Origin of the sequence: Akkermansia muciniphila (assembly GCF_040616545.1) — a bacterium.
Taxonomy (GTDB): Bacteria; Verrucomicrobiota; Verrucomicrobiia; order Verrucomicrobiales; family Akkermansiaceae; genus Akkermansia; species Akkermansia muciniphila_E.
Genome location: NZ_CP156688.1, coordinates 402,119 through 428,942 on the forward strand (window position 1 = coordinate 402,119; position 26,824 = coordinate 428,942).

Sequence of the window (26,824 nt, forward strand, 5' to 3'; positions counted from 1 at the left end):
GCTTCTTAAGCAGTACGGCTGGCGAGGGTTTCTAAAGCGTTGTCAACGAGGATCACTGCACCAGCGTTCATGAGCTGTTCAATGTTCACTTCTGCGGCGGTCATCAGGAGGACTTCCTGAACGTTGCGGCCGGCAAGATAGGTGGATTCGTCAAAGGAGGCAGCCACGATGAGCACCTTCTTGGCGTCCGTCAGTTCCTTGACGGCCTTGATGAAGGACTTGGTCTTGCCGTCGGCCACGGAGAATTCGGAAACGGTGCTGACCTTGGAACCGGCGATCAGGTCACCCAGAACGCGGCGCAGGGCCAGGCGGCGGGTGCTCTTGTTCACCTTCTTGGTGTAGTCGCAGGGGCGGGGACCGAAGACCACGCCGCCGCCCACAAAGATGGGGGCGCGCTTGTCGCCGTGGCGGGCGTTACCGGTGCCCTTCTGGCGGAAGATCTTCTTGTTGTTGCCGCTGACTTCAGCGCGGGTCTTGGAGTTGGCGGAACCCGTACGGCGGTTTGCCTGGTAAGCCACGATGAGGTCATGCACGGCCTGGGAGCCCTTGTCACTGCCAGCGAGCTGGATGTTGGCGGCAGCGGCGGCTTCTAATGTAAAGGTATTTGCGGACATAGATAGGTTTTCCTATAATCAATGTGAGGTTAACTAAAGCCTACTTCTTCTTGGCGGGGCGGATCACGAGGTAGGAACCGCGTGCACCGGGAACAGCGCCGGAGATAAGAATGACGTTGTCTTCCGGACGTACTGCCACAACCTTCAGGTTCTGTACTGTGCGCCTGGCATTGCCCATCTGTCCGGGCATTTTCTGGTTCTTCCAGACGCGGCCGGGGGTGGAGCAGCCACCCACACCACCGGTACGGCGGTGCATCATGGAACCGTGCGCGGCGGGAGAGCCGTGGAAGTTGTGGCGGCGCATCGCGCCCTGGAAGCCCTTGCCCTTGGAAGTGCCGATCACGTCAACCCACTGGCCGGCGGAAAAGAGGTCCACGCCGGGGTCTTCTGCGCCTTCGGCAGGCAGTTCGGAAGCTTCCACGCGGAATTCCTTGAGGAGCTTGGTGGGCTGGATGCCCAGTTTTTTGAAGTGGCCGACCTGAGGCTTGGCCACGCGGCTTTCCTTCTGCGCATCAAAGGCAACCTGAATAGCGTTGTAGCCATCCTTGTCTTCCGTTTTGATCTGGGCGAAGGTGTTGCCCTTGACGTCGATGACGGTCACGGGCACCATAGCGCCGGATTCCTGGTCAAACAGGCGGGTCATGCCGACCTTTTTTCCGATAAGTCCTAGAGCCATTGTAGTGTGTCTTTCTGTTTTTTAATTACTTATCCGGGTACCAAACTAGATGCGGATCGTGATGTCCACACCGGCCGGGAGATTGAGCTTCTTGAGCTCATCAATCGTGCGGGCTGTCGGATCGACGATGTCGAGCAGGCGCTTGTGGGTGCGGATTTCAAATTGTTCAGCCGACTTTTTGTTGACGTGAACGGAACGGTTCACGGAGAATTTCTCAATGCGGGTCGGCAACGGGATCGGGCCGTGAACTTTGGCTCCGGTGCGCTTGGCGGTTTCAACGATCTCCAGGGAGGAGCGGTCGATGGCGCGAGAGTCAAATGCGCGGAGTCGAATGCGGATTTTTGGACTTTGCATGGACGTGCGGTCTATTGGTTATACTTCAAAGGTTTGTTTATTTAGCCCTGTCGCTGACGATCTGGTCAACGAGGTTCTGAGGCACCTGTTCAAAGTGGGAGGGCTCCATGGAGTAGGAGGCACGGCCACTGGAGAGGGTACGGATAGCGGTGGAGTAACCGAACATTTCGGACAAGGGAACCATGGCCTTCAGGATACAGGCGTTAGCCTTGTTTTCCATGTTGCTGATCTGGCCGCGGCGGCGGTTCAGGTCACCCATGATGTCGCCCTGGTAGTCGGTCGGAGTAGAGGCTTCCACGGACATGATGGGTTCCAGCATGATGGGCTTGGCCTTCTTGAAGGCGTCCTTCATGGCGAAGATGGCGGCCATCTTGAATGCGTTTTCGTTGGAGTCCACTTCGTGATAGGAACCGTCCACCACTTCAACGTGTACGTCTACTACCGGATAACCGGCGATGACGCCCGTAGTCATGGCTTCATTGAGACCGGCGAAAACGGCGTTCATGTATTCCTTCGGAATGGCGCCGCCCACGATCTTGTTCTCAATGGTGAGGCCCTTGCCGCGTTCGTTCGGCTTCACGTCAATCACCACGTGGCCGTACTGGCCGCGGCCGCCGGACTGCTTGACCAGCTTGCCGTCGCCGTGGGCGGGGGTGGTGATGGTTTCGCGGTAGGCGATCTGGGGCTTGCCGATGTCGGCTTCCACCTTGAATTCGCGCATCAGGCGGTCAATGATGATTTCCAGGTGAAGTTCACCCATGCCGGAGATCAGGGTCTGGCCGGTTTCTTCATCCGTCTTCACTCGGAAGGTCGGGTCTTCTTCAGACAGACGGCCCAGAGCGTTGGACATTTTTTCCTGGTCAGCCTTGGTCTTGGGTTCCACGGCCATGGAAATAACGGTTTCCGGGAAAGTGGGGGGTTCCAGGCAGATGTCGTTGTCCGGGCTGGTGATGGTATCGCCCGTGGTCACGTTGCGGAGACCCACGATGGCGGCGATGTCACCGGAGTACACGGCGTCAACGTCCGTGTGCTGGTTAGCCTGGATCTGAATGATGCGGCCCACGCGTTCCGATTTGCGGGTGCGGGGATTGTATACCGTATCACCCTTCTTGAGCACACCGGAGTAAACACGGATGAACACCAGCTTGCCGACGAACTTGTCAGCCCAGAGCTTGAATGCCAGCACCATGGGCTTGGCATCGTCCGTAGCGGTGATCTCAAAGGTTTCTTCCGAGTCCAGCGTGCTTTCAGCGTGGGCGGGAACGGTTTCCACCGGAGAGGGGAGGTAATCCACCACGGCGTCAAGCAGGAACTGGACGCCCTTGTTTTTGAAAGCGGAACCGCCTGCAACGGGGATGAACTTGTTGGCGATGGTGGCGCGGCGGATAGCCTGCTTGAGTTCCTTGGCGGTGAAGGGTTCTTCCATGAGAACCTTTTCAGCCAGTTCATCGTCCACATCAGCCACGCGGCTCACCAGGTCATGGTAGGCCAGTTCGGCTTCGTCCTTGAGTTCGGCGGGGATTTCTTCAATCGTGTAGGTGGAGCCCAGACGGTCGTTGTCGGCATAGATGACAGCCTTCTGGTTCACCACGTCAATCTGGCCGCGGAGCTGGTCTTCGGAGCCGATGGGGATCAGGATGGCGGCGGCGTTTGCACCCAGCTTGTTGTGGATGTCGTCCAGAACGTTGTTGAAGTTGGCGCCGGTGCGGTCCATCTTGTTCACAAAGCACATGCGGGGAACGCTGTACTTGGTGGCCTGGCGCCACACGGTTTCCGTCTGAGGCTGTACGCCGGCCACACCGCAGAATACCACGATGGCGCCGTCAAGCACACGGAGGGAACGTTCCACTTCAGCGGTGAAGTCAACGTGCCCGGGGGTGTCAATAATGTTCAGCTGGAAGTTTTCGCCTTCGAACACTTTGCTGATACCTTCATTCTGAAGCTGCTTCCAGTTGGTGGTAACGGCGGCAGAGGTGATGGTGATACCGCGTTCGCGTTCCTGCTCCATCCAGTCCGTGGTGGCGGAACCTTCGTGGGTTTCACCGATCTTGTGGATCATGCCGGTGTAGAAAAGAATACGCTCGGACAAAGTGGTTTTGCCGGCGTCAATGTGAGCGGAGATACCGATGTTACGGTAGCGCTCAAGGGGAGCCTTGCGATTGGGATTGTTTACGTGATCGGACATAGTGTCTGGAAAGTATCTGTAATGATCGAAAGTGAGTGGTTCGGCTGACGCTCGCGGAAGGGATTTACCAGCGGAAGTGGGCAAAGGCGCGGTTGGCCTGGGCCATCTTGTGAACGTCGTCGCGCTTGCGGACGGAGGAACCCTGGTTGTTGGCGGCTTCCTTGATTTCGTTGGCAAGAGCCTTATGCATCGGCACGCCCTTGCGGTTACGGGCGTAGTTCACGATCCAGCGCATGGCCAGGGATTCGGAACGGGCCGGGTCCACTTCAAGAGGCACCTGGTAGGTGGCGCCACCAACGCGGCGGCTCTTCACTTCCACACGGGGCTTGGCGTTCTCAATGGCGCGGGTGATCACTTCCAGGGGATCAATGCTGTCCGTGCCTTCATTAGCCATGTCGATGGCGGCATAGACGATGCGTTCCGCAAGGGAGCGCTTGCCATCCAGCATAACCTTGCTGATCAGTTTGCCAACAAGAGCGCTGTCGTAACGGGGATCACGACGTTCAATTTTTCTATAGACGCGTTTACGGCGGGCCATAATATATTAATAGGTAAGATGTTAAGTTTACTTGGCAGAAGCCTTCGGGCGCTTGGCGCCATACTTGGAACGACCCTGGCGGCGCTTGTCAACACCGAGGCAGTCAAGAGCGCCGCGGACGATATGGTAGCGAACACCCGGCAAGTCCTTCACACGGCCGCCGCGCACAAGCACGATGGAGTGTTCCTGGAGGTTATGACCTTCACCGCCAATGTAGGCGATCACTTCTTCACCATTGGTAAGACGGACTTTAGCCACTTTACGAAGAGCCGAGTTCGGCTTCTTGGGCGTACGGGTCATTACCTGGAGACAAACACCGCGGCGTTGCGGGCAGCTATGAAGAGCGCGTGACTTGGACTTCTCTTCCGGAGTAATACGTCCCTTGCGGACGAGCTGATTAATGGTCGGCATGTTTTCCTGCTTTGGTTGTGGTTCGTCGGTTTGACCCGATATTCAAGGCGAACATCCCTTTCAATAAGCAGGAAGCGCGCCTTTTTTCCGGAGGCAAACCCGATAGAAAACGTATTTCTTGCACCTTTCGGCGCGTTTGGGGACGGCCAATATAACGTGATTTTATACCATGACAAGTCTTTTATTCATCTTTTCCTAAATATTTCTTTCCTGTCATTTTTCCCTGCTCTTTCCGGGGCTTCATTCCGGGCTTCCGATTCTTTTTTCAGCTTCCTTCCTACCCATCGGACTTCCACGTACTGGTAGGTGAAGTAAGCCAGGACAGATGAAACGCACAAGGCAATTCCCCAGAACAAAACCGGAAACTCCCCCTCCCTGAAGTCCGCTGCCCAGAGCTTCCGCAGCATGTGGAGCATTCCCAGCTTTACCGGAACATGAAACAGGAAAAGGGCATACGTCATCCCGGCGCCGATCCCCACCCATTTCAGCACGGGCCTGGACAGGGAAGGCAGGCGCACGCTCCACAGGGATGCAATGCACAGGGCAAAAATACCGGAAGAGACCACATATCCCGGGAAGGAATAATTCAGGGCCCCGATTCCCCTCCACCCGGTCACGGAGGATGCCAGCAGCCAGACCGCTCCCGCTCCAATCCAGAACCACCGCCATGAACTATTCCACCGTTCCATGTTCCAGGACGCGCACCACATTCCCAGCAGGAACTGCCACAGGCGGAACGTCACCTGGTAATACAGGCCGCCTGACTCCATCACGGCAAAAGGCCGCATTCCGCTCCGCACCAGGGCAAAAAGAACGCTGGCCGCCAGCAGCCATATAAACAGCTTTTTTCCGTAACAACGGCGCAGCCACGGAAAGAGCGCCAGAAAGGCCACGATGCAGCCGATGAACCAGACGGACACATTTCCCATCATCTTGGACATTGCAAGCGTGGGCGCAATCACCAGGAGCCTGAATCCGGACCACGCAGGAACCGTCTGCCCTTCAACAAAGAGAACAGCATTGCCTATGGCCCATGCCACTATCATCACTGGCAGCAGACGCCAGGCTTTTTTCCGGTAATAGTCTCCCAGCCCCTTTTCCGCCGCCCCTCTGGAAGAATGAACGGCTAAAAAACCGCTCAGGACAAAAAAGCCGTCCACAGCCACGCTCCCCCCGCAATTCCACGCGCCGCTGTAATGGAAAAAGACAACCGTCAGGCACAGCAAGATTCTCAGCAGGTCCAATCCATAATTCCTGACAGGCAGCATGTCCGGAAGCTAACGGATAAGCAATCCGGGGTCAAGTTCCGATCCTGAGGGGAAAAGGCTTGTACAAATATGCCCGTTCCCTTCCAAAGAAAGAGAAAATCTTCCTAAGCGCGGCAGCCTTCTATAGAGCTCCTGAACGAGTATATGCCGCCAGCCGCCCCTTTTTATATTTCCGCCCTGGCTCTCAATTTCTTTTCAGCTGCCGCAGTAACCGCCGCATTCCTTGCGGCTTGCCTGGCAGGGGAAAGATTTTTCCTTTTTCCATCCATCTCCGGTAAAACGGATTGCTTATCCGCACTCCTTTTCAAGCGCAGGCGGCCACAAAAAATCCGTTCCCGGCCATGCATGCCGGAAACGGATTCCATTAAATAAACTACGTGCGCCGTTATTTCTTTGGCGTCACCAGGGGATGTCCGGACATTTCCGCAGGCTGTTTCAGCCCCATCAGATTCAGCAGGGTGGGAGCCACGTCCGCAAGAATGCCGTTGGAGAGATTCACCTCATCCTTGTCCGCACCCACGTAAATCAGGTCCACCAGGTTGGTGGTATGGGCCGTGTTCGGGGAGCCGTCCTCATTGCGCATGTGTTCGGCATTGCCATGGTCGGCGGTAATGAGCAGCTTGCCACCCAGTTCCAGAACCTTCTTCACACACTTTTCCAAGGCACTGTCCACTGCTTCGCAGGCGGCTACACCGGCTTCCACGTAACCGGTATGGCCCACCATGTCCCCGTTGGCAAAGTTCATGATTACCACGTCGTACTTGTCCACGGCATCCACAAACTTGTCAGCCACTTCCTCAGCGCTCATCTGGGGCTTCAGGTCGTAGGTAGCCACTTCACGGGGAGAGGGGACCAGAATACGGTCTTCACCGGGGAATTGCGTTTCCACGCCTCCGTTGAAGAAGAAGGTCACGTGGGCGTACTTTTCCGTTTCCGCGATGCGGAGCTGGGTTTTCCCGGCTTCCGCCACAATCTGGCCGAAGATGTTGTCCAGCTGTTCCTGTTCAAAGACAATGGGAGAAGGATACTTGGCGTCATATTCCGTCAGCGTCACGTAGTGCACTTTGGGCGTCACTTCACGGTCAAAGCCGTCAAACTCCGGGTACAGGAACGCGTCGCTCATCTGGCGGGCGCGGTCCGCACGGAAATTGAAGAAGAACACCACGTCGTTGTCGCGCACACGCTGTTCGTCACCGTACGCAAAAATGCCGGGCTTCAGGAACTCGTCCGTCTCTCCCTTGGCGTAGCACTGTTCCACATACTCGGCGGGGGAACAGGTGCACTGTTCTCCGCGCCCCAGCACGATGGCATCCCACGCCAGCTTGTTGCGGTCCCAGCGCTTGTCGCGGTCCATCGCGTAAAAACGGCCGATGACCGTGATGATTTTCGCGCCGTAAGGCTTGATAGCTTCTTCCAGTTCACGCATGAATCCGGCTCCGCTGGTGGGGGAGCAGTCACGGCCGTCCGTGATGGCATGGATGCAGATGTCGCGCACGCCAGCTTCATATGCGTATTTGACAATGCCAACCAGGTGGTTGATATGGCTGTGCACGCCGCCGTCGCTCACCAGGCCCAGCAGATGCAGGCGGGAGGAAGCAGCCTGGGAAAAGGCAGTCTTCAGCACGGCATTTTCACCCATGGAGCCGTCCTTGATGGCGTTATCCACCCGGCAGAGATCCTGGAAAACCACGCGGCCCGCGCCCAGATTCAGGTGGCCCACTTCGGAATTCCCCATCTGGCCGTCCGGCAGGCCCACATCTTCCCCGGAAGCGCCCAGCAGGCTGTGGGGGTAGTTGGCAAGCAGGTAATCAGTAAAGGGTGTATCAGCCAGAACAGTGGCGTCACCGTACTCTTTCGCGACATCAGGCCCCAACGGATTGCGGCCCCAGCCGTCGCGAATCACAAGAACGACAGGCTTTTTAGAAGACATGCGCCTTATTTACAGGCATCCCCCCCTTTTGAAAAGCCTGAAATCAGGCATTCCTTCTCCGAGTCCGAAATAGCCTGCGGTTTGCCTCCCTTCCCCACGCGCACAACCACGTACCTTCCCTTCATGACCGGATGCTCGGAATGGAACACGGAAAACTCCCATTCCAGGGAACTGGTTCCCACCGTTCCCAGGGTCAATTCAATGCTCAGCCAGTCCCCCAGCCCTGCGGAGCCGGAGTAATCCACATCCACATGCACGCGGGGCCAGCCGCAATCCGGGGAAAGAATCTCCAGCCCCTGTGAACGCAGGTACTCATGCTCCACTTCCTCCACCAGGCACAGCAGCCGGGTGAAGTGGGCCACGCCGGAGGCGTCCGTATCATGAAAGGCCACCTGGCGCGTTCTGACAAAGGGGATGCGGGCAAGTTCTTCAGGCATGCCTTCATCCTGCCCCCTTCACTGGAACCATGTCCAGCCGCAAATGCGTGACAATATGTCACATCAGCTTGATTTGTGACATTCCTCTCTTTATATATAGGGGCAAGCCCGGACGGAAACGGAACCGCCGCCATGAAGAAAGACACCATTGACAAGCTGATCGGCCGCATTGACCACATCAAGGAGGAGGACCTCCAGCGCTTCTTTGTAAAGCTGGCGGAACAGCAGGGCTTTTTCCAGCAAGTGTTTGAGGCCATCCAGGAAGGCCTGATCCTGCTGGACAGCCGGGGAAAGATACTCTTTGTCAACCAGGCGGCCCTCAAGCTCCTCGACAAGGAGCCGGGCCAGGTCACGCCGGAAGACTTCTGCATCTTCCTGGGCAGGGACTGCACGTGGGACACCATCCAGCAGAGCCGGACCGCCGTTTCCCGTGACGTGGAGATCTTCTACCCGGAACACAAATTCCTGAACATCTTCATCTCCCCCATCGGCAGCAGGGACCAGGGCCACCTGATTTTAATACGGGATGAAACGCCCCGGCAGAAGAAGAATGCGGAGAATATTGAGGCGGAACGCCTGAACGCCCTGACGCTGCTGGCGGCGGGTGTGGCCCATGAAATAGGCAACCCCCTCAACTCCATAGGCCTTCATCTCCAGCTCCTGGCCCGGAAGGCAAAGAAACTCCCCCCGGAATACCGGACGGAGATGGAAGAACTGCTGAAAACGGCGGAGAGTGAGACCTCCCGGCTGGACGTGATCCTGAAACAGTTTCTCCAGGCCATCCGCCCCACCAAGCCCATCCGGGAGCCCCACAACATTGACGCCATCATCATGGATGTCCTGAAACTGCTGGAACCGGAAATCCACCAGCGCGGCATCCAGATCAATACGGACCTGCAGCCCAGCCTCCCCCTGCTCAGCCTGGACCCCGTCCAGGTCAGGCAGGTTTTTTACAACCTGATCAAGAATGCCTACCAGTCCATCCCGCCGGAGGGAGGCACCATCCTGGTCAAAAGCGGTTATACGGATGACAGCGTCTTCGTCACCGTGGCGGACACCGGCTGCGGCATTTCCCCGGAAGTCATGGGCAGCATTTATGAGCCCTTCCTGACTACCAAGTCCACCGGCTCCGGCCTGGGCCTGCTCATCGTGCGCCGCATCGTGAAGGAACACGGCGGCTCCATCACTCTGGCCAGCCAGCCGGGTCAGGGAACCACCATTACAGTCTTTCTGCCGCGCGTGGAACGCACCATCAGGCTCCTTCCCTCCTCCGTCCCGTCATGAAGATGCCCGTTCTGCTGATCGTAGATGATGAGAAACCCACGCGGGACGCCCTGCGCATGGGTTTTCAGGATGACTATGAAGTGTATACCGCCGCCAATCTTTCCCAGGCCGTCACCCTCCTGAAGGAGGAATCCCCGGACCTGGTCCTGACGGACCTGCGCCTGGGCGGTGAAAGCGGCATGGACGTATTGAAAGCCGGAGCCTCCCTGCCCCAGCCCCCCAAAAGCATCATGATGACCGCCTACGGGTCCGTGGACGCCGCCGTGGCGGCCATGAAGCAGGGCGCGTACGACTTCGTCACCAAGCCCCTGAACCTGGACGCCGTGGAACTGGTGCTCAAGCGGGCGCTCCATACACGGAATCTGGAAACGGCCAACCAGGAGCTCACCACCCGCATCCAGGCGGATTCCGGCCTCCAAAAACTGCTGGGCAGGTCCACCGCCATGGAGCACGTCTTTTCCATCATCCGGCAGGTGGCGCCCAGCAGAACAACTGTCCTGATTGAAGGGGAGAGCGGTACGGGGAAAGAACTGGTGGCCCAGGCCATCCACTCCCTTTCCGGCAGGCCGGAAAACAAATTCGTGGCCGTCAACTGCGCGGCCCTCTCCCCCCAGTTACTGGAAAGCGAACTGTTCGGCCATGAAAAAGGCTCTTTCACCGGAGCGGGCCAGCGCCGCATCGGCCGCTTTGAACAGGCGGACGGAGGCACCATCTTCCTGGATGAAATAGGGGAGATAGACGCCGGAACACAGGTCCGCCTGCTGAGGGTTCTGTCTGAACGGACCATTGAACGCGTAGGCTCCAACACCCCCATCCCCGTCAATGTCCGCATCATCGCCGCCACCAACAAGTCACTGGAAAAACTCGTTCAGGAAGGCAAATTCCGGGAAGACCTCTACTTCCGCCTCAATGTAGTCCACATCCAGATGCCTCCCCTCCGGGAGCGCCAGGAGGACGTGCTCCTGCTCGCCACCGCCTTCCTGAAGGAATTCGCCAGGGAAAACAACCGGGAATTCAAGCCCCTTTCCCATGATGCCGTGGAAGCGGTACGGAACTACCCCTGGCCCGGAAACGTGCGGGAGCTCCGCACCGCCATGGAGCACGGCGTGGTCATGAGCAACTCCGGAAAAATAGAACTCACGCACCTTCCCCGCCAGCTGCACTCGCCGCAACGGACGGACATGCCTGAAAGGACGGCGCGGGAACCCGTACCGGACAATGAAGCCAGCACACAGAATGGGCTTGTCCCGGCAGGGGTTTTGAATTTATCCTTGCTTGAACGGAATGCCATCCGGCAAGCGCTGGCCCAATCGAACGGCAACAGAACGGCGGCAGCCCAGCTGCTGGGCATCAGCCGCCGCACCCTTCAACGCAAATTACAAGATACCCAACCTTCATGAACGCGCCTACCACGGCATCCCGCACTCCGTTTATCATCATTCTCATTCTGCTGCTGGCAATCACGGGAGTGCAGTATTTCTTCAACTTCAACGGCCTCACCTCCAGCGCCGCCATGGACCAGGCCCAGATTGCCCGGAACGTAGCCAGGGGGCAGGGAATGTCCACCAACTGGATGAGGCCCATCCAGATGGTATCCGGCAGCACCCGCTCCGGCCTCAACCCCTTTCTTTCAGACGCCCAGATCAATGAACAGGCAGCCATTCTGGCCGGACAGGGGGAATCCCTGATCAATACGGAAAAATTCAACCCCTACGCCCTCCGGGACACACGCAGCGCCCCCCTGAACATCCTGGTGGAAGCCGCGGTATTCAAGGTGGCGGGCGTCCACAAATTTGACCTGTGGAAAATGACGGGCAGCTCCATGATTTACCTGCCGGACCGCATCGTGGCCGGCATCTCCTGCATGTTCTTCATCCTGTCCGTTCTGAGCTGTTACTTCATCCTGCATAAAATGTTTGACGTCACCATCGCCAGCTTTACCTGCCTGACGATGATTCTCAGCAATCTCTTCCTGCAATACGCCACCAGCGGCCTTCCGCAGATGATGATGCTCTTCTTCTTTTCCTGGGGCGTCTATTTCCTGTACTGCGCCCTGCAAAACCAGGAGGAAAACCGCAAATTCCTGCTGCCGGTCATTTACAGCTCCATCTGTTTTGCATGCGTCTGCCTGGCCGGCTGGATCGGCCTCTGGCCCATGGCCGGGTTCCTGATCTTCGTGGGCATCCGCTTCAGGCCGCACGGCCTGTATTGCATCCCGGGCTTCGTGATCCTGTTCCTCCTGCTGGCCTATCCCCTTTACATCAACCGCTCCCTGAGCGGGAGCCTATTTGGGACGGCTTACTACACCATCTTCACGGGGCTGACAGGCAATGAAGAAATCGCGATGAACTCCCTGCTCTCCGGGGACATCCCCGTTGCCGCACAGAAAGCCGTCACCGCCATCATCAACAACATCATGCAGCAGGGCGACCTTCTTTATGAGAACCTGGGGAACCTCCCCCTCGCCATGGTATTCCTGCTGGCCCTTCTTCACAAATTCAGAAGGCCGGAAGTCAACCAGGCCAAATGGGCCGTCTTCGCCCTGTGGGTTCCGTCCATCATCGGCATGGCCCTTTACACCACCAGTAAATCCGGCCTCTCCCTGGGACAGATTCAAATCCTCTTTGCCCCCTTCTTCACGGCTTACGGCACAGCCTTTGTCCTCAACCTGATCGCCAGGCACTCCAACAAGGAGGCGGCCCCCGTCATCCGCGGCTGCGTCCTGCTGGTTGCCCTGCTCCTCACCTCGCTGCCGCTTCTGCTCAGCCTTCCCCAAATAGTGCGGCTGGGCATCCTGACGAGCAGCCGCGGCATTCCGGCATGGCCGCCCTATTACCCTCCCGGGCTCAACGTAGACCTCCGCGCCCAGACCTCGGAAAAGGAATTCATCCTGACGGACCAGCCCGCAGCCGTCGGCTGGTATGCAGACAGGAAAGCCATTGGATTCCCCAAAATGGTGGACCAGTTCATGGTCCTGGAACGCATCCTGAAATTCCACGGCAGCAAGGTGGGGAGCATCTTGGTGACCCCGGCCTCCACGCTGGACAAGGATATCCGCACCGTGGCCTCCACCTATGGTGAATTCACCCCTCTTGTTCTGGAGGGCACGACGCTGGTCCAGACGAAGGACAGAAACCCCGTATACCTCTTCGATCACAGCCGCGCGCTCTCCCCCCTGGCAAAGCGCTTCGGCACTCCGGACTCCCGCCAATTCCTCCAGGGCGCGGACATGATCCTTTACAAAGACCTTCAGGAAGAAGACCCCACCCCTCAGCAATAACCACCCATATGGCCAAACAACGGAAAAACGCTCCCGGATTTGAAGAATCCGTAGCACGCCTGGAAGAAATCATCCGCCTGACGGAAGCCCCCGTCACCGAGCTGGAAGACATGATAGCCCTGGTGGAAGAAGGCAACAAGCTCATCCGCCACTGCCGCGGCATTCTTCATGATGCGGAACTGCGCATCCAAACCCTCAGCAACCCGGAAACCGTCCAGGACGGAACGGATACTGATGAACCAGACAGCAATGAATTCTCCCTCACCTGAACTCCCGGAACTGCTGAAAGGCATCCGCAGCCATGCGGACCTGATGCAAATTCCCGAGGCGGACCTCCCCCGCCTTGCGGAAGAAATCCGGAACACCCTCATCCACTCCCTTTCCGTCACGGGGGGCCACCTGGGCCCCAACCTGGGCGTGGTGGAGCTGACCATTGCCCTTCACCGCGTTTTTGAAACGCCGCGGGACAAAATCATTTTTGACGTCTCCCACCAGGCCTACGTCCATAAAATGCTTACGGGCCGTGCCCCGCTGATCCACACCATCCGCCAGCATGAGGGACTCTCCGGCTTTGCCAAAATGTCGGAATCCCCCCATGACGCCTACGGAGCAGGCCATGCGGGCACCGCGCTTTCCGCCGCCCTGGGCATGTGCGCGGCCAGGGACCTGAAGGGAGAAGATTACCATGTAGTCACCGTGGCCGGGGATGCGGCATTCACCTGCGGCACCACCCTGGAGGCGCTGAACAACATCAGCCAGACGACCAAGCGCTACATCACCATTCTGAATGACAATGAATGGGCCATTGATAAAAACGTGGGCGCGCTGGCAAAATACTTCAACTCCCTTCAAACCTCGGAAACCTTCTCCTGGCTGCGGGACAAGACGGCCTCCTTCATTGAAAAGCTGGGCGGCACGCAGGCCAGGGACTTCGCCCTCAAGCTGGAAGGCACTACCAAAAACCTCATCTTCCCATCCCTGCTCTTCAACAAATTCGGCCTGCGCTACTTCGGCCCCCTGGACGGGCACGACATCCCCACCCTGATCCGCACCCTCTCCTACATCAAGGACCTCAATGAACCCGTCATCCTGCACGTGGTCACCCAGAAGGGAAAGGGTTACCAGCCCGCGCTGGACAACCCCACCAAATTCCACGGCCTGGGCTCCTACTGCGTGCGGGACGGTGAAACGCAGGGCACACCCACCCCCACTTTCTCCCACATCTTCGGTTCCACACTGGTGGACATGGCGCGGGAGGATGACTCCATCACGGCCATCACGGCCGCCATGGCCAGCGGCACCAAGCTGGACCTGTTCAAGGAGGCCTTCCCCAAACGCTACTTTGATGTGGGCATTGCAGAAGAACACGGCGCCCTCTTCGCCTGCGGGCTGGCGGCGGAAGGCATGAAGCCCTACATCGCCATTTACTCCACCTTCATGCAGCGCTGCATTGACATGATCCAGCATGACGCCGCCCTGCAAAAACTGCCCGTGCGCTTCTGCATGGACCGCGCCGGCCTCTCCCCGGACGACGGCCCCACGCACCACGGCCTGTTTGACATCGCCATGATCCGCAGCATTCCGAACATCGTCTTCATGCAGCCCAAGGATGAAGCGGAATTCGTCCACATGCTCCGGACCATGAACCACTACCAGAACGGCCCCACCGTCATCCGCTATCCCCGGGGCTGCGGCTCCGGAGTCCCCCTCCCCGCCACGGCGGAAATCCTCCCCATCGGCAAGGCGGAAGTGCTCCAGACCGGGAAGGACGTCACCCTTATCTCCCTGGGCACCATGATCGGCATCGCCCGGGAAACGGCCAAACTGCTGGAAGCGCAGGGCTACTCCGCCACCCTCATCAATGCCCGCTTCATCAAGCCCCTGGATGACGAATGCATCCGCCGGTACGCAGCAGGCAGCCGGGTGGTCTGCACCTTTGAAGACCACGCCGTCAGCGGCGGCTTCAACTCCGCCGTACTGGAATCCCTGGAAGCCGGGGGCGTCGTCACGCCCATGGAAGCCATCGCGTGGCCGGACCAGTTCATTGAACACGGCTCGGAACCCATCCTCAGAAAAAAATATGGACTCACGGCGGAAGCCGCGTTACAAAAAATCATTCCCCACCTGAACTCCTGATCCATCCATGAGAGCGCATACCTTCCTACTGGCGGCCCTGGTGCTCGCCCTTCTCCCCGCCTCCGCGCAGCAACCCGCCCCGGCAACCCCGGCCCCCGCGTGGGTACAGGAATTCAACAGTCTGCCCGAAGCATCCAGAAAAAGCTACATTGACCAATTCCGCCGGGCAGAACAGCTCTTTGCCCAGAAAAGGACCATGGAATGCCTCTTCTCCCTGACGGAACTGGAAAAAATCTACGCCGGGAACCCGGGCTTATACAACCTCCGCGGCGCATGCTACATTGAAATCCGCAACGTTGAAAAGGCCCTGGAAAACTTTGAAAAGGCATTGAAACTGGACCCCTCCAACCTCACCATCCAGTTCAATCTGGCGGAAGCCCGCTACGTCAGCCATGACTATGCCGGGGCAATGAAAGCGTTCACGGAACTTCTGCCCTCCTTCAAGGACAACCCCGGCATGACTTCGCTGCTGCAATTCAAGCGCTACATTTGCGCCCGCAAGCTGGACGACCAGGCCCTCGCCAGGGAACTGGAATCCCTGTACGGCCCGATGGACGACACCCCGTACTACTACTGCTCCCAGGCCATCATCAAATTCCTGGGCGGGGACAAGGACGCGGCCCAGGAACAGCTCCTTTCCGCCATCCGCATTCACGGAGGCACCAGCGCCATGCAGGCCTTTACGGACGCCATGACGGAAGCGGGCATCCTGCCCTCCCCTTACGGCCAGACCGTCCCGACCGCACAGCCGGAAAAAACAGGGCTGGAAAAAAACCATTAATGAATGCGGAAGCGACGGTTCTGAAGCTCTATCCCCTGGGGGAAAACGGCCTGATCGTCGTCTGGTGCACGGAAGAAGGCATCATCCGGACGGCGGCCAAAAGCGCCAGAAAGCCAAACAGCCCCTTCGCCGGACGCGTGGACCTCTTTTACCAGTGCCGCATGCAGTGGACGCAGGCCAAAACCGGGGACCTGCACTCCCTGGCCTCCGTGGACCTGGTATCCCCCCGGCTCCCCCTCCGGGAGAGCTACCCCCGGCTTGCCGCCGCCGGCTACTTTGCGCGCCTGTTCCTTCAAATGCTGGAACCGGACACGCCCATTCCGGAATTTTACGACCTCCTGCAACGGGCCTATGCCTATCTGGAAAACACGGACCCCGCTCCCCGCGCCATCCTGCACTTTGAACAGGAGCTCGCCCGGCTCCACGGCATCGCCCATCCCGGCATTCCGGCCCACGTCATCCTGAAATCCCACTTTGGCAAACTCCCCCCCCAGCGGGAAAAACTGCTCGCCAGCCTGGATCAAAAAGAAAGCTGACCAAAATGCCGGGCCCTCCCGCACCAACAAGCAGATGCGGATTGTTCCGTGCACATGGTTGACTTGTCCCCGGCCTTCGGGCAAAATAACCGGCACGGTTTTACTGCATGAAGATCCTTGACAGATACATTGCCCGCCAGCTGCTGGGTGTTACGGCCCTGGGGGTGATGTCCCTGAGCGCCCTCCTGCTTCTGGGCAATCTGTTCAAGGAGCTGCGCCCCCTCCTGGTGGAAAGCGGCGCTCCCTTCAGCATCGTCATGGAATTCATTTTCCAGGTGATTCCCTTCTCGCTGATGTTCTCCATCCCGTGGGGATTCCTGACGGCGGTGCTGCTGGTGTACGGGCGCCTGGCCTCGGACAATGAACTCACCTCCATGCGCATGTCCGGCATGAGCCTGTGGCGTTTGAGCGCCCCCGCCATCGTCATCGGCATCGCCCTTTCCGGCCTCTGCTACTGGATCAACATCGACATAGCGCCGCGCGCCAAGCAGGCCATTTCCGAGCTGCTCATCAAGGCCGCCTCCATCAACCCCAAGGGGCTCCTCCGGGAAGGCCAGGCCATCACCAAATTCGACAATCTGGAAATCTACATTGACAAACGCGTGGACGACGTCATCCACGGCATGCACATTTACCAGAAGGCGGACGACAAATCCTCCGCCGTAGCCATGCACGCGGAACGCGTCACTACGGACTTCTCCCCGGAAAACAAAACCCTCTACCTGCACCTCATCAATCCCCTCATCACCACGCAGGAAAAGGGCTCCATCTCCCAGAGCGTGACCATGGATGAAATGCCCCTGAGCATCGACCTGGACAAATCCCGCTCCCGCCGCATCAAGGCCAACCGCTTCACCAACCGGGAAATACGGGAAGCCCTGAATACGCCCGGATACCTGGATGAAAAACAGGCCAGGGAATTCGCCACGGAGCTGCCCCGGCGCGCCTCCTTCTCCCTGGCGTGTTTCGTCTTTGCCCTCATCGGCGTGCCCCTCGCCATCAACACGCGCCGGAAAGATACCTCCACGGGCTTCGCCCTGGGCATCCTGATCGCCTCCCTCTACTTTGTGGCCCTGATCTTCGCGGACCTGTCCCGCAAAAGCGGCACCATGCTGCCCTATATCCTGCTGTGGCTGCCCAACGTCATTACGGCTGCCGTAGCCATCTACCTTCACAATAGGGCCAGGCACAAGGGATAAGCCCCCGGCGCAAGCTCCCTTCGTTGGCGCGGAATTGTCTTTCACACGCCGGGCCGTTCGGGTAACATGGCGCCCATGCAGCACGTCCCCACCATCGCCATCGTAGGCAGGCCCAATGTCGGGAAATCCGCCATCTTCAACAGAATGGCTGGCAGGCGCATCGCCATCGTGCATGATGAACCCGGCGTCACCCGGGACCGCATCTCCGCTCCCTGTAAAATCACGGACCGCGCCTGCAAACTCATGGATACGGGCGGCATCGGCGCGCGCCTGGGCGACGGCTTTGCGGACCAGGTGGCCGCGGAGGCGGACATCGCCATGAAAACGGCGGACCTCATCCTTTTTGTCCTGGACTGCCGGGACCACCTCACCCCCATTGACCAGAACATCGCGGACCACCTCCGCAAATCGGACGTTCCGGTCATCCTCCTTCTCAACAAGGCAGACCATGAAAAGCAGGACCTGAACCTGGGAGAATTCTCCGGCCTGGGCTTCAATGACCACATCTTCCTCTCCGCCGCGCACGGCAGGGGCTTTTCTGAACTGGCCTCCCGGCTGGACGACTTCCTTGAAAAAGCAGGCGCCCCCCTCAAGGAGGAAATGGAGGAAGAACCGGAAGACGGGGAGGAAACCGCGCCGCCCATCAAGGTGGCCGTGGTGGGCCGCCCCAACGCCGGCAAATCCTCCCTGGTAAACGCCATCCTCCAGGACAGGCGCACCATCGTCTCCGAGGTAGCGGGCACCACCCGTGACGCCATTGACGTCCCCTACCTGCACGACGGCCAGCCGTACGTGCTGATTGACACCGCCGGCATGCGCCCGCGCTCCCGCCGGGACACCTCCGTGGAGGTCTTCTCCGCCATGCGCAGTGAAAAAGCCATCCGCCGGGCGGACATCTGCCTGCTGGTCATTGACATTGCGGCGGGCATCACGCAGCAGGACCGCCGCATCGCCGGCATCATTGCGGAGGAAGGGAAGCCCTGCATCATCATCGTGAACAAATTTGACCTCTTCCACCCGAACGCCCCGCGGAAGGACCGCATGGCGGAAGTGGAGGAGCAGGTGCGCCGGGAACTCTTCTTCATCAACTACGCGCCCTTCATCGCCACCTCCGCCAAAAAAGCGGAGGGCGTGGAAATCATCTTCAAGGTCATCACGCGCATCCGCCGGGAATCCCGCAACCTGCCCACCACCGGCCAGCTCAACCGCCTGGTCCAGCTTGCCCAGCAGATGAACCCTCCCGGCACCGCCAGCGGCTCCACCCGGAGGCTGAAAATCTACTACGTCACCACGGCGGTGGACCCCAAGTACAACACCATTCCCGTCCCGCGCTACGTCCTCTTCGTCAATGACAAGAACCTGCTCACGGACAGCTACTCCCAGTACCTGCGCAACAAAATCCGGGAAGCGTACCCCGCCCCCGGCATCCCGGTCATCTTCTCCGCCCGCTCACGCGTGCGCAATGACTGACCAGTTCGCTTCTCCCCATGCTCTCCGTCAGGAACCTCAGCGCCTCCTTCCACACCAGGGCGGGAATCGTCCGGGCGGTGAGAAACGTATCCTTTGACGTAGCTCCCGGAGAAACGCTCGGCATCGTGGGAGAATCCGGGTCCGGAAAATCCGTCACCTGCTACTCCATGATGGGGCTCATCCCCACGCCCCCGGGCCGCATTGAAAGCGGCTCCGCCCTGCTGGACGGCACAGACCTGCTCCACTGCCCGGAAAAGGAGCTCCGCTCCATCCGCGGCAAGCGCATCTCCATGATCTTCCAGGACCCCATGACTTCCCTGAATCCATACCTGACCATTGGAGACCAGGTGGCGGAGCCCCTCATCATCCATGAAGGGGCGGGCAGGAAAGAAGCGCGTGACCGCGCACTGGAACAGCTTAACCTGGTGGGAATCCCGGACGCGGAACAGCGCATGGACGCCTACCCGCATCAATTCTCCGGAGGCATGCGCCAGCGCGTCATGATCGCCATGGCCCTCATCACCAGGCCGGAAATCCTCATTGCGGATGAACCCACCACCGCCCTGGACGTCACCGTGCAAAAGCAGGTGCTGGACCTCATCCGGAAACTCCAGCGGGACATGGGCACCTCCGTCATCCTTATCACGCATGACCTGGGCGTAGTGCGCCGGTACGCGGACCGCATCAACGTCATGTACGCGGGCCGCATCGTGGAAAGCGCTCCAGCAGAGGAACTGTTGGAACATCCCCGCCATGCCTACACCAGGGCACTGATGAAATCCATCCCCGGACTCCACGCCAAGGGAGCCCCCCTGTATACGATCCCGGGCCTGCCCCCCAACATGATGCAGGAGCCCTGCGGATGCAGTTTCCGCCCCAGGAACACCCTCGGAAACCCGGAACTCTGCCTCACGGACCGGGAACCGGAGCTGGCGGAGCTATCCCCGGAACACTGGGTGCAGAACTGCCCGGGCTGCCTGGCTTAAAATTAATTTTGCATATTAATATATCATCTGTACTTCGGATGCGAATACCCTTTTTTCCAAGGTCGATTATTATCTTTTCTATCTATCTTCTCCTTTTCATATTCCCACCATTCATTTTCAGGGAAAAACCCTTCATGAAGTTGTTTAATATAAAATGAATTATGTTTTTTTATGTCTCTTATTAATTTTTTCATTTCATTTTTTGTCAAGAGATCTTTACTTTTCTCGATAATGGGAGTAATTAAATATTCTCCAAGTTTAAAATCGAACATTAAGCTATTTCTACGTTCATAATTCTCTGATTTGGGCGAATTAGTTTTTATATTCCAATATCCAAGTTCATCTTTAATTTTAAGTTTTTCTAATATATAAGAATCTTTATCCATCGATTCACAGTCTCTTACAACAACACCCCTTACTTCCATACAACTACCTTCAATCACCAATAAATACAAAATATTTTGAGCATGAGCTTCAATCTGTATTCCTGATTTAATCAATATTTCAAAGTATAATTTAAAAACAGGAAAAATCATACTATCCCTTAGAAAAGTATAGAAATCAATATTTTTATCTGTTCTATATAAATAGATTAACTCTAGAATAGATTTTTCAAAGCTTTTATCTCCTTCATAAAATAAAGAAAAAGCAGGCACCAGACGAATTTCCAGGAGTGGTGATATTGTAGGATAGACGTTATAATCTCTTACGATCATTCCCCAATATCGAGGATCTGAATTAATTCCTAAATCAACGACGCGCGCAAAATTTTCAGGTAGAAAAAAGAGACCTGCAGGAAATATTTTTTCATCAAATTTTTTCTTCAATAGATTACTTATTCGTATAGCGTTATCGGCACTATCTGGAGTAATAAACCGTTCTATTCTACCCAGCATTTTATTATATTGTAATTTGACATATAAATTTCTCTCGTTCAAAAAAACCGTTCGTGAACTCGCAGTAGGAATTCCTGAAATTACACGAATATTTCCCTCAGACATTTCCTTTAAATCACTATCAGTTGAGTAATCTTCATGAACATAAATCTCTCTTTCTCCTAACCATTCTGGACAAATTCCTAGGTTGAAAATATTATCTTCACTTATATTTAAGGTAAATACAGCAATTTTAATATCTTTTGATTTTCCAGTTGGCATAGTGTTAGAGCTAGTGGTATTGATTTTGGAAAAACCACTAGGAGATCCGTTATTTATATATCTTTCCATATATAAATATTGCTCAGGCTCGCTAAAGAATGGAACAAAATTCCATTTTACTGTATATGTAAATAATTCTCTTTTTTCATTTTTATTTGAATTATTATCTTTCCATTCTCGAAAGTTAATTTTAGTAAATTTATATTTTTCTTCATCATCTGATGAATAATATTCTGATATTATACTTAGCCAATTTTCATCATCGGTATGTATATTCTGAAAAATTGAATTAGAATTTTCTCTAATCATGTATTGATCATAATTATCCAATTCAACCAACTCTCTAGACGTTATGTTATCAATTCGTCGAGTAAATCCAAATCCATATAACTCAAAATTATGTTTCGCTGACCACGCAATTTCACATACAATATCTTCAAAAAATACACTCTCAGTTCGTGTCAATTCTCTTCCATATTGGTAACAAGGAATTTCATATTTATATAAAATTGCAACTTCATCATCCTTATTTACATTTAATCTAATTCCATCTTCTCTTTTAAATTTAACATCAAAATAATAGTATTCGTCTCCTGCACTTAATTTACTAAAATTACATTCCTGAAAAGGTCTATATAAATTTCTATCATTATTTTTGACAGAAAAATATACTTTTAAATTCAATAAAGTATCATTTAATCCTCCTTCTATATTTGCACTATTTTTATTAACATGGATCCTACATTTTATAGCTTCAATTTTTCTAAGAACTTTAAATTTTTTATACACAAATATAATATACTTATCTCCCACATGCGGTATTTTAACACTCATATAGTTTTTAATTATTTCAACACCTCCCATAATATGTTTTTTATATAGAACCAAAGTATCACTTTCTTTCTCATCCTTACTTTTAAAGTTCAATCGTTTTTTCCATTCTTCAATTATTTCTTTATCAATCACATCATAATCATCATCTACTTCCAATAAATTGCTTGTATCATACCTAATAGCAAGAGAGTATAATCTTAATTTTACTATTAATTCTTGGTTTTTAGTAATATGATTTATAATTATACTTTCCAATAATTCTCTATTATCCAAAATATCATTCCGCCGTGCGCAAAATCTAATATTAACTATATTACATTCACTAATATTTACTAATGTCCTATAATCTATTTCCCAAAATGATTGAGCTTTTTTAGACATTCCTTGATTCCTTGCAGCTGAGTCATCTCTTTCTTTTCCTAGATCCAGTTCATCTGAAAATCTAAACAATAAGACGAGAAATGGTAATCTATCAGTAACTTCTTTGCTATCTTCTACTTCATCTTCTATTTCTGATAATTTAAAAAACGTATGATATTTTATTATTGAGCAAATTGTAGGGATATATGTATCATCTATTCTTTGTAAGGACTCATATAGTGGATGTTCTTTATCTGTGCGTGCATATTTTATTTTTGCTATAGCATAAAGAGAATGGTATTTTCTAATCTCATCTTTTTGATTTTCAGTATATTCTCTTGCCGTCGATGGATAAGATTCATAATTGATACAGGATTTATACTTTGAATCAAAATAGTCAATCATTCCCAAATCTTTCTTCATATGGGGATGCCCTGACATGATAATGTCATGCAACAAGGAGGCGATTAACAAAACAAACCATTCTTTTTTTGATAACAGTATGAAATCATTTGAAAAGTTGGACGCATTTTCTGTTAACTCTTTGATCCTATCAATAACTCTTAAAGAATGTTCCCATTTATGATCAGTAAAATTAGGCAACGCATCATCAATTCTCGCTGACCATAAAGTTTTGCATAAAACGTTTTCAAGATTTTTGAAAACATCATATTCATTTTTATCAAGAATATTTTCGAAATACGCATTAAAATCTATTGATGTCATAATATGGTTATATATAAGATATATTTTTGATATGTCCAGGAAAATCAAATTCTTGTAAAAACTTCTAAACAGAAATTCATAATACTCTAATCGCTTGGTAAAAATTACCCATTATTGAGGGAAATACTATTACTATCAATTATTTAGATATTAATAGAACTCTCATTTTAGTCGTCAATATCCACTAATACTCCCTGCACAAATTCTCCAGAATCCCGTAAAAACGGCCTGCATGAACGCCGTCCACCAGCACGTGGTTTGCCTGAATGGCCACGGGCATCATCAGCCTGCCGGAAGCGTCCGGCTCCATTTTCCCCCAATGAATCAGAGGAAGGTACTGCCCGCGGAACACCCTGTAGGCACTCGCTACCTGGGTGAACGGAATCCACGGCAGACAGCTAAACACGGCAATGTCCGTACGGTGGCAGGGATTGACGCGTGCAGGCTCCGCCTTGGCCTTCCGGATCAACGGCAGGGCGTGATCCAGAAAAGAGGGCAACCCGTCACGGTACTCCACCAAAATCTGCGTAAATTCCCCGTCCGCCGCCAGTACGGGAACCAGGGCATCCACGGAATCATACTCCCACACGTCTCCGTCCTCCACCCTCTGCCGCAACTGCGGCACGCCGTTCAGAGCCTTCAACAGAACAAACAGGCACAGGGCGAAAAACGAAATCCCCTCCTGTTTCCCATAACGGTACAGGGAATCCACCCGGACGGGAGATGTAATGGAAAACATGGGGCAGTCAAACGTCTGGAAATATTCGTAATGCGACCTGCGCGGCCACGTGGCCAATTCAATTTTCTTCTTCATCATCGTTTAGAGGCAGGACTTTTCCACACCTGTTGATTTGCTTCCACTACCGTCAGCAAGGAGTTTGGCATGACGGCGGGCTCCAGCATCGGCAAGCATAAAAATCATGCCGGGCCATTCGCTATCATAAACCACCGCTTCTATCTGCACAAGCCGGATGCAACCCTTCGCCGGATCCTCCCAAATCAGGGTATTTCAATTCCACTCCTTCCCGGAGGCCCCCCCTGCTCCACAAAAACATCCGTAGCCATCTGGAAGAAAAAAATGGCCGGCGCCGAGGACGCCAGCCATTCATAATTAAACAGGCAAGGAAAATGTAACGGAAGAAACAGATGCCTGCGTCACTTTTCCTCCGGAGCCGCCGTCAACGCCACAGAGCTTTCAGACTGCACCACCCGGACGGAAACGGACTTGAGTCCGGGAGAAGCCACGGAAATTGTTGCTTCCCTCGTCCCCTCCCCGGTGAAGGGCGCGGCGGAATAAACCACTTCCCCGTCCCCGTCTCCGGAACTGGCGGAAAGGGTCAGCCAGTCCGCGGAGGAAGCAGCCGTCCACGCCGCGTCACATGTGACGGGCAGCCGGGCGCCTACGGCTCCGGATGCAGGAACGGAAATATTAGTCGTATCCACGGAAAGGACGCTCAGCACCTCGGAAACCGGAATGCGTAGAAAAAAGATATACCCGGCGCCCTGAAGCCCTTCGTAAAGAACACCTATGTGGTCGTCATCCGCCTGGCAGATGTCGGAATAGCCTGCTCCAAGACGGGAGTCATATTGAATCTGGCGGGATTTGGGCCACGTCATGCCGTCATCCAGGGAGGTTTTCAGCGTCATGGACCTCCGGGACCCGGAATCCGGGTTGGAGAAAAACAGGACATTAGACATGCGCCCGGAATCCAGCACGGAGAACAGGCTCCCCTGGCACCTCGGTTCCCTCAGGGTCCGGGTGGCCTTGCGGTCCGTGGGATGACGCTGCCAGGTTGCGCCCAAATCCTTCGTCGTAAAAACGGCGCGGTAGCCGCTTCCGCCCTCGTCCTTCGCATTCAGCATCAGGGAACCGTCGGAAAGCTGGGCTACCGCGCATTCACTGGTGCTGGAACCTATGCCCCACGTGCCGTTGGGGGCGTCCGTTTTTTTCAAATCCTCGCTCACCCAGGTCTGCCCGTGGTCGCGGGAATAAATCAGGCAGGACTGGGGCGTTCCCAAACCGCCCCCTGCTGACCATATCTGGGAGGGGAACACCAGAACGCCGTCATCTTTCCCACCCTTGACGGTTATGCCGTGCCCGGGCCCCTCAAACATGCCCTTCCATGCGGCGCTGCGCACCTGGGTATTAATGCTCTTGCACGGCTCCCACGTCACCCCGTTGTCCTCGCTTTTGGCAAGCACGTACTGGCACGTGGAACGGCTCGTCACATCCGGAACGATAGAGGAACCGGACAACCCCGTCCCGGCAATGGCGGCAATCCACATGGTCCCGCTGTATTCATCCAGCAGAATGGCCGGGTCGCCCACCCCATAGGAACGGTGGTAATCATAGGCAGGGTTGTTATCCGGATTGTAATTAATGGCCACCGCCGTATCCGTCCAGGTTTGCCCCCCGTCCCTGGAAATAGCGCGGCCTACGTCAATATTCCTCGGAAGGTCCGTGCTGGAATCATACCGGATGTCATAAACGGCAACCAAATCCCCGTTGGCCGCGCGGGCAATGCCCGGAATACGGAAAAAATGGGAAACCTTCCCCTCCGTAGGACCGCCCGTAATTTTATCGCCTGCGCACGCCACCGCGTGGCCGATGCGCTGGACGGCGGCAGGAACTTCCGGCACACCCAGCGGAGTGCCGCCCACTGTTACGGAGACCAGCCTGGCGCCGATCTTGTCATCCAGGCTGGCGGAAGATTTAAGCTTCACGGAAATCCAGAACGTGTAAGCGGTTTCACCTGCCAGCTGGGACGCATCCGCCTGCAGAACAGCTCTGCCGCCTTCATCCAGGGATGCCGTCGCCAGGCAAACTCCCCTTTGTGTAGCCGTCAGAATCGTTTCATTGGAATCATTAATGCTTCCAGGGGTGTAAAGGGAAACGCTTTCAATATCATTCACGGCGGAACTGGAAGACAAATCCACCTCCACAGCCATCCCGTAATAGGAGAGGGGAGCTTCACCGAGGTTGAACCGGAGAATGCCGTTAATATCCAGATTCTTCATGACCGGCCAGTTCTTCGCCAGAATGGTGACTTCCGCATCGGCATCCGCGCCCATCAGCAAATGGTCCACCATGACGGCGGACCCTCTGGCGCATTCAAAAATGATGCCTCGGGTTCCCTCAGGAACAGTGCCCTGGAAAGAAGAGGGAAAGGGGTGGGCGCCATTGTTGCTTACCTCCGCGGAACTGGCGTCCAGCAGCAGGGATTTTTCCCCTGAACCGGATAAATAATAAACTTTAAAATCCAGGGGACTTCCATTGGTCCATCGTTCCGCCCGGAACGCGCAGGTCGTATCCTTCTCCAGGGCGGAAGGAAAAACCAGCGTAACGCTGCGTGGCCCTGAACTACCGCTTGCCCCGTTGATCTTGAGGCTGCGCCCGAATCCACGGCCGCTCATGTCCACAATCGCGGCATGACCGGAAGCGGCGGTAAAGGAACCGTAGCGCCCGGCCAGAGTGGTTACGTTCGCTACGGGAAAATCATCAAACGACTCTCCAATCGCCGAGGAATCCACCCAATCGTCGCCGGGGATGCCGGATGCGGAAGGCGCCAGACCCGCCATGCAGCAAAGCACCGCCGCCATGGCAGGACCTGCAAGCCTTAGCAGTCTCAGGCCTGTTTTACTGGAAAAAATATAATTAATCA

At 55.0% G+C, this 26,824-nt stretch carries 22 protein-coding genes; 10 read left to right on the plus strand and 12 right to left on the minus strand.

The features are described 5' to 3' along the window. Positions 1-5: 5 nt before the first annotated feature. The 9 genes from rplD to ABGM91_RS01755 form a co-directional block, all read right to left on the minus strand. Positions 6-614 (minus strand): 50S ribosomal protein L4, encoded by a 609-nt coding sequence (gene rplD / locus ABGM91_RS01715; protein ID WP_215427062.1) that lies wholly within the window; start codon positions 612-614, stop codon positions 6-8. A 40-nt stretch (positions 615-654) separates the two neighbouring features. Beyond that, positions 655-1,290, minus strand: a complete 636-nt coding sequence (gene rplC, locus ABGM91_RS01720) for a 50S ribosomal protein L3 (protein WP_354833206.1) — start codon at positions 1,288-1,290, stop codon at positions 655-657. A 45-nt stretch (positions 1,291-1,335) separates the two neighbouring features. After that, entirely contained in the window at positions 1,336-1,644 is a 309-nt protein-coding gene (rpsJ, locus tag ABGM91_RS01725) for a 30S ribosomal protein S10 (protein ID WP_102712292.1), read from the minus strand. 37 nt (positions 1,645-1,681) lie between these two features. Then, entirely contained in the window at positions 1,682-3,829 is a 2,148-nt protein-coding gene (fusA, locus tag ABGM91_RS01730; protein ID WP_290565332.1) for an elongation factor G, read from the minus strand. A gap of 64 nt (positions 3,830-3,893) precedes the next feature. After that, positions 3,894-4,367 (minus strand): 30S ribosomal protein S7, encoded by a 474-nt coding sequence (gene rpsG / locus ABGM91_RS01735; protein WP_012419364.1) that lies wholly within the window; start codon positions 4,365-4,367, stop codon positions 3,894-3,896. Between the two features lie 27 nt (positions 4,368-4,394). Beyond that, entirely contained in the window at positions 4,395-4,778 is a 384-nt protein-coding gene (gene rpsL / locus ABGM91_RS01740) for a 30S ribosomal protein S12 (RefSeq protein WP_102712288.1), read from the minus strand. 185 nt (positions 4,779-4,963) lie between these two features. After that, positions 4,964-6,046: an acyltransferase gene (locus ABGM91_RS01745; RefSeq protein WP_354833210.1), complete on the minus strand. Its 1,083-nt coding sequence runs from the start codon at positions 6,044-6,046 to the stop codon at positions 4,964-4,966. A 385-nt stretch (positions 6,047-6,431) separates the two neighbouring features. Then, positions 6,432-7,976, minus strand: coding sequence for a 2,3-bisphosphoglycerate-independent phosphoglycerate mutase (gene gpmI / locus ABGM91_RS01750; protein WP_354833212.1), 1,545 nt, complete (start codon positions 7,974-7,976; stop codon positions 6,432-6,434). A 5-nt stretch (positions 7,977-7,981) separates the two neighbouring features. Continuing rightward, positions 7,982-8,413 (minus strand): thioesterase family protein, encoded by a 432-nt coding sequence (locus ABGM91_RS01755; RefSeq protein WP_354833214.1) that lies wholly within the window; start codon positions 8,411-8,413, stop codon positions 7,982-7,984. 132 nt (positions 8,414-8,545) lie between these two features. On the opposite strand from ABGM91_RS01755, the gene ABGM91_RS01760 reads away from it, so the two are divergent. The 10 genes from ABGM91_RS01760 (at position 8,546) to ABGM91_RS01805 (ending at position 20,085) form a co-directional block, all read left to right on the plus strand. Further along, the gene (locus ABGM91_RS01760) at positions 8,546-9,697 is read left to right on the plus strand and encodes an ATP-binding protein (protein ID WP_290565328.1); all 1,152 of its coding nucleotides are present in this window, start codon (positions 8,546-8,548) and stop codon (positions 9,695-9,697) included. Beyond that, on the plus strand, positions 9,694-11,097 hold the full coding sequence (locus ABGM91_RS01765) for a sigma-54 dependent transcriptional regulator (protein WP_354833216.1): 1,404 nt from the start codon (positions 9,694-9,696) through the stop codon (positions 11,095-11,097). Before ABGM91_RS01760 ends, ABGM91_RS01765 begins: the two co-directional genes overlap by 4 nt. Next, the gene (locus ABGM91_RS01770) at positions 11,094-12,977 is read left to right on the plus strand and encodes a hypothetical protein (protein WP_354833218.1); all 1,884 of its coding nucleotides are present in this window, start codon (positions 11,094-11,096) and stop codon (positions 12,975-12,977) included. The genes ABGM91_RS01765 and ABGM91_RS01770 overlap by 4 nt, the downstream gene beginning before the upstream one ends. Positions 12,978-12,985: 8 nt before the next feature. Beyond that, complete coding sequence (xseB, locus tag ABGM91_RS01775; protein WP_215427070.1) at positions 12,986-13,246, plus strand: exodeoxyribonuclease VII small subunit; 261 nt, start codon at positions 12,986-12,988, stop codon at positions 13,244-13,246. After that, positions 13,227-15,113: a 1-deoxy-D-xylulose-5-phosphate synthase gene (dxs, locus tag ABGM91_RS01780; protein ID WP_354833220.1), complete on the plus strand. Its 1,887-nt coding sequence runs from the start codon at positions 13,227-13,229 to the stop codon at positions 15,111-15,113. Before xseB ends, dxs begins: the two co-directional genes overlap by 20 nt. Before the next feature lie 7 nt (positions 15,114-15,120). After that, the gene (locus ABGM91_RS01785) at positions 15,121-15,894 is read left to right on the plus strand and encodes a tetratricopeptide repeat protein (protein WP_354833222.1); all 774 of its coding nucleotides are present in this window, start codon (positions 15,121-15,123) and stop codon (positions 15,892-15,894) included. Continuing rightward, positions 15,894-16,430, plus strand: coding sequence for a recombination protein O N-terminal domain-containing protein (locus ABGM91_RS01790; protein WP_290565322.1), 537 nt, complete (start codon positions 15,894-15,896; stop codon positions 16,428-16,430). The genes ABGM91_RS01785 and ABGM91_RS01790 overlap by 1 nt, the downstream gene beginning before the upstream one ends. A gap of 107 nt (positions 16,431-16,537) precedes the next feature. Further along, positions 16,538-17,629 carry an LptF/LptG family permease gene (locus ABGM91_RS01795; RefSeq protein WP_354833224.1) on the plus strand — a complete coding sequence of 364 codons (1,092 nt, stop codon included), beginning with the start codon at positions 16,538-16,540 and terminating at the stop codon, positions 17,627-17,629. 75 nt (positions 17,630-17,704) lie between these two features. Further along, the gene (der, locus tag ABGM91_RS01800; RefSeq protein WP_215427074.1) at positions 17,705-19,099 is read left to right on the plus strand and encodes a ribosome biogenesis GTPase Der; all 1,395 of its coding nucleotides are present in this window, start codon (positions 17,705-17,707) and stop codon (positions 19,097-19,099) included. A gap of 17 nt (positions 19,100-19,116) precedes the next feature. After that, positions 19,117-20,085 carry an ABC transporter ATP-binding protein gene (locus ABGM91_RS01805; RefSeq protein WP_354833226.1) on the plus strand — a complete coding sequence of 323 codons (969 nt, stop codon included), beginning with the start codon at positions 19,117-19,119 and terminating at the stop codon, positions 20,083-20,085. A gap of 23 nt (positions 20,086-20,108) precedes the next feature. On the opposite strand, the gene ABGM91_RS01810 is transcribed toward ABGM91_RS01805, so the two are convergent. The 3 genes from ABGM91_RS01810 to ABGM91_RS01820 all read right to left on the minus strand — a co-directional run bounded on the left by ABGM91_RS01810 (position 20,109) and on the right by ABGM91_RS01820 (position 26,762). Further along, complete coding sequence (locus tag ABGM91_RS01810) at positions 20,109-23,162, minus strand: HD domain-containing protein (protein WP_354833228.1); 3,054 nt, start codon at positions 23,160-23,162, stop codon at positions 20,109-20,111. Between the two features lie 184 nt (positions 23,163-23,346). Next, on the minus strand, positions 23,347-23,979 hold the full coding sequence (locus ABGM91_RS01815; protein WP_354833230.1) for a CatA-like O-acetyltransferase: 633 nt from the start codon (positions 23,977-23,979) through the stop codon (positions 23,347-23,349). Between the two features lie 338 nt (positions 23,980-24,317). Continuing rightward, positions 24,318-26,762: an exo-alpha-sialidase gene (locus tag ABGM91_RS01820; RefSeq protein ID WP_354833232.1), complete on the minus strand. Its 2,445-nt coding sequence runs from the start codon at positions 26,760-26,762 to the stop codon at positions 24,318-24,320. Between the last annotated feature and the right edge of the window lie 62 nt (positions 26,763-26,824).

Excerpts from the sequence above, each read along its gene's own strand:
- rplD (WP_215427062.1), bottom strand. The coding sequence starts at position 614 with ATGTCCGCAAATACCTTTACATTAGAAGCCGCCGCTGCCGCCAACATC.
- rplC (WP_354833206.1), bottom strand. The coding sequence starts at position 1,290 with ATGGCTCTAGGACTTATCGGAAAAAAGGTCGGCATGACCCGCCTGTTT.
- rpsJ (WP_102712292.1), bottom strand. The coding sequence starts at position 1,644 with ATGCAAAGTCCAAAAATCCGCATTCGACTCCGCGCATTTGACTCTCGC.
- fusA (WP_290565332.1), bottom strand. The coding sequence starts at position 3,829 with ATGTCCGATCACGTAAACAATCCCAATCGCAAGGCTCCCCTTGAGCGC.
- rpsG (WP_012419364.1), bottom strand. The coding sequence starts at position 4,367 with ATGGCCCGCCGTAAACGCGTCTATAGAAAAATTGAACGTCGTGATCCC.
- rpsL (WP_102712288.1), bottom strand. The coding sequence starts at position 4,778 with ATGCCGACCATTAATCAGCTCGTCCGCAAGGGACGTATTACTCCGGAA.
- ABGM91_RS01745 (WP_354833210.1), bottom strand. The coding sequence starts at position 6,046 with ATGCTGCCTGTCAGGAATTATGGATTGGACCTGCTGAGAATCTTGCTG.
- gpmI (WP_354833212.1), bottom strand. The coding sequence starts at position 7,976 with ATGTCTTCTAAAAAGCCTGTCGTTCTTGTGATTCGCGACGGCTGGGGC.
- ABGM91_RS01755 (WP_354833214.1), bottom strand. The coding sequence starts at position 8,413 with ATGCCTGAAGAACTTGCCCGCATCCCCTTTGTCAGAACGCGCCAGGTG.
- ABGM91_RS01760 (WP_290565328.1), top strand. The coding sequence starts at position 8,546 with ATGAAGAAAGACACCATTGACAAGCTGATCGGCCGCATTGACCACATC.
- ABGM91_RS01765 (WP_354833216.1), top strand. The coding sequence starts at position 9,694 with ATGAAGATGCCCGTTCTGCTGATCGTAGATGATGAGAAACCCACGCGG.
- ABGM91_RS01770 (WP_354833218.1), top strand. The coding sequence starts at position 11,094 with ATGAACGCGCCTACCACGGCATCCCGCACTCCGTTTATCATCATTCTC.
- xseB (WP_215427070.1), top strand. The coding sequence starts at position 12,986 with ATGGCCAAACAACGGAAAAACGCTCCCGGATTTGAAGAATCCGTAGCA.
- dxs (WP_354833220.1), top strand. The coding sequence starts at position 13,227 with ATGAATTCTCCCTCACCTGAACTCCCGGAACTGCTGAAAGGCATCCGC.
- ABGM91_RS01785 (WP_354833222.1), top strand. The coding sequence starts at position 15,121 with ATGAGAGCGCATACCTTCCTACTGGCGGCCCTGGTGCTCGCCCTTCTC.
- ABGM91_RS01790 (WP_290565322.1), top strand. The coding sequence starts at position 15,894 with ATGAATGCGGAAGCGACGGTTCTGAAGCTCTATCCCCTGGGGGAAAAC.
- ABGM91_RS01795 (WP_354833224.1), top strand. The coding sequence starts at position 16,538 with ATGAAGATCCTTGACAGATACATTGCCCGCCAGCTGCTGGGTGTTACG.
- der (WP_215427074.1), top strand. The coding sequence starts at position 17,705 with ATGCAGCACGTCCCCACCATCGCCATCGTAGGCAGGCCCAATGTCGGG.
- ABGM91_RS01805 (WP_354833226.1), top strand. The coding sequence starts at position 19,117 with ATGCTCTCCGTCAGGAACCTCAGCGCCTCCTTCCACACCAGGGCGGGA.
- ABGM91_RS01810 (WP_354833228.1), bottom strand. The coding sequence starts at position 23,162 with ATGACATCAATAGATTTTAATGCGTATTTCGAAAATATTCTTGATAAA.
- ABGM91_RS01815 (WP_354833230.1), bottom strand. The coding sequence starts at position 23,979 with ATGATGAAGAAGAAAATTGAATTGGCCACGTGGCCGCGCAGGTCGCAT.
- ABGM91_RS01820 (WP_354833232.1), bottom strand. The coding sequence starts at position 26,762 with ATGGCGGCGGTGCTTTGCTGCATGGCGGGTCTGGCGCCTTCCGCATCC.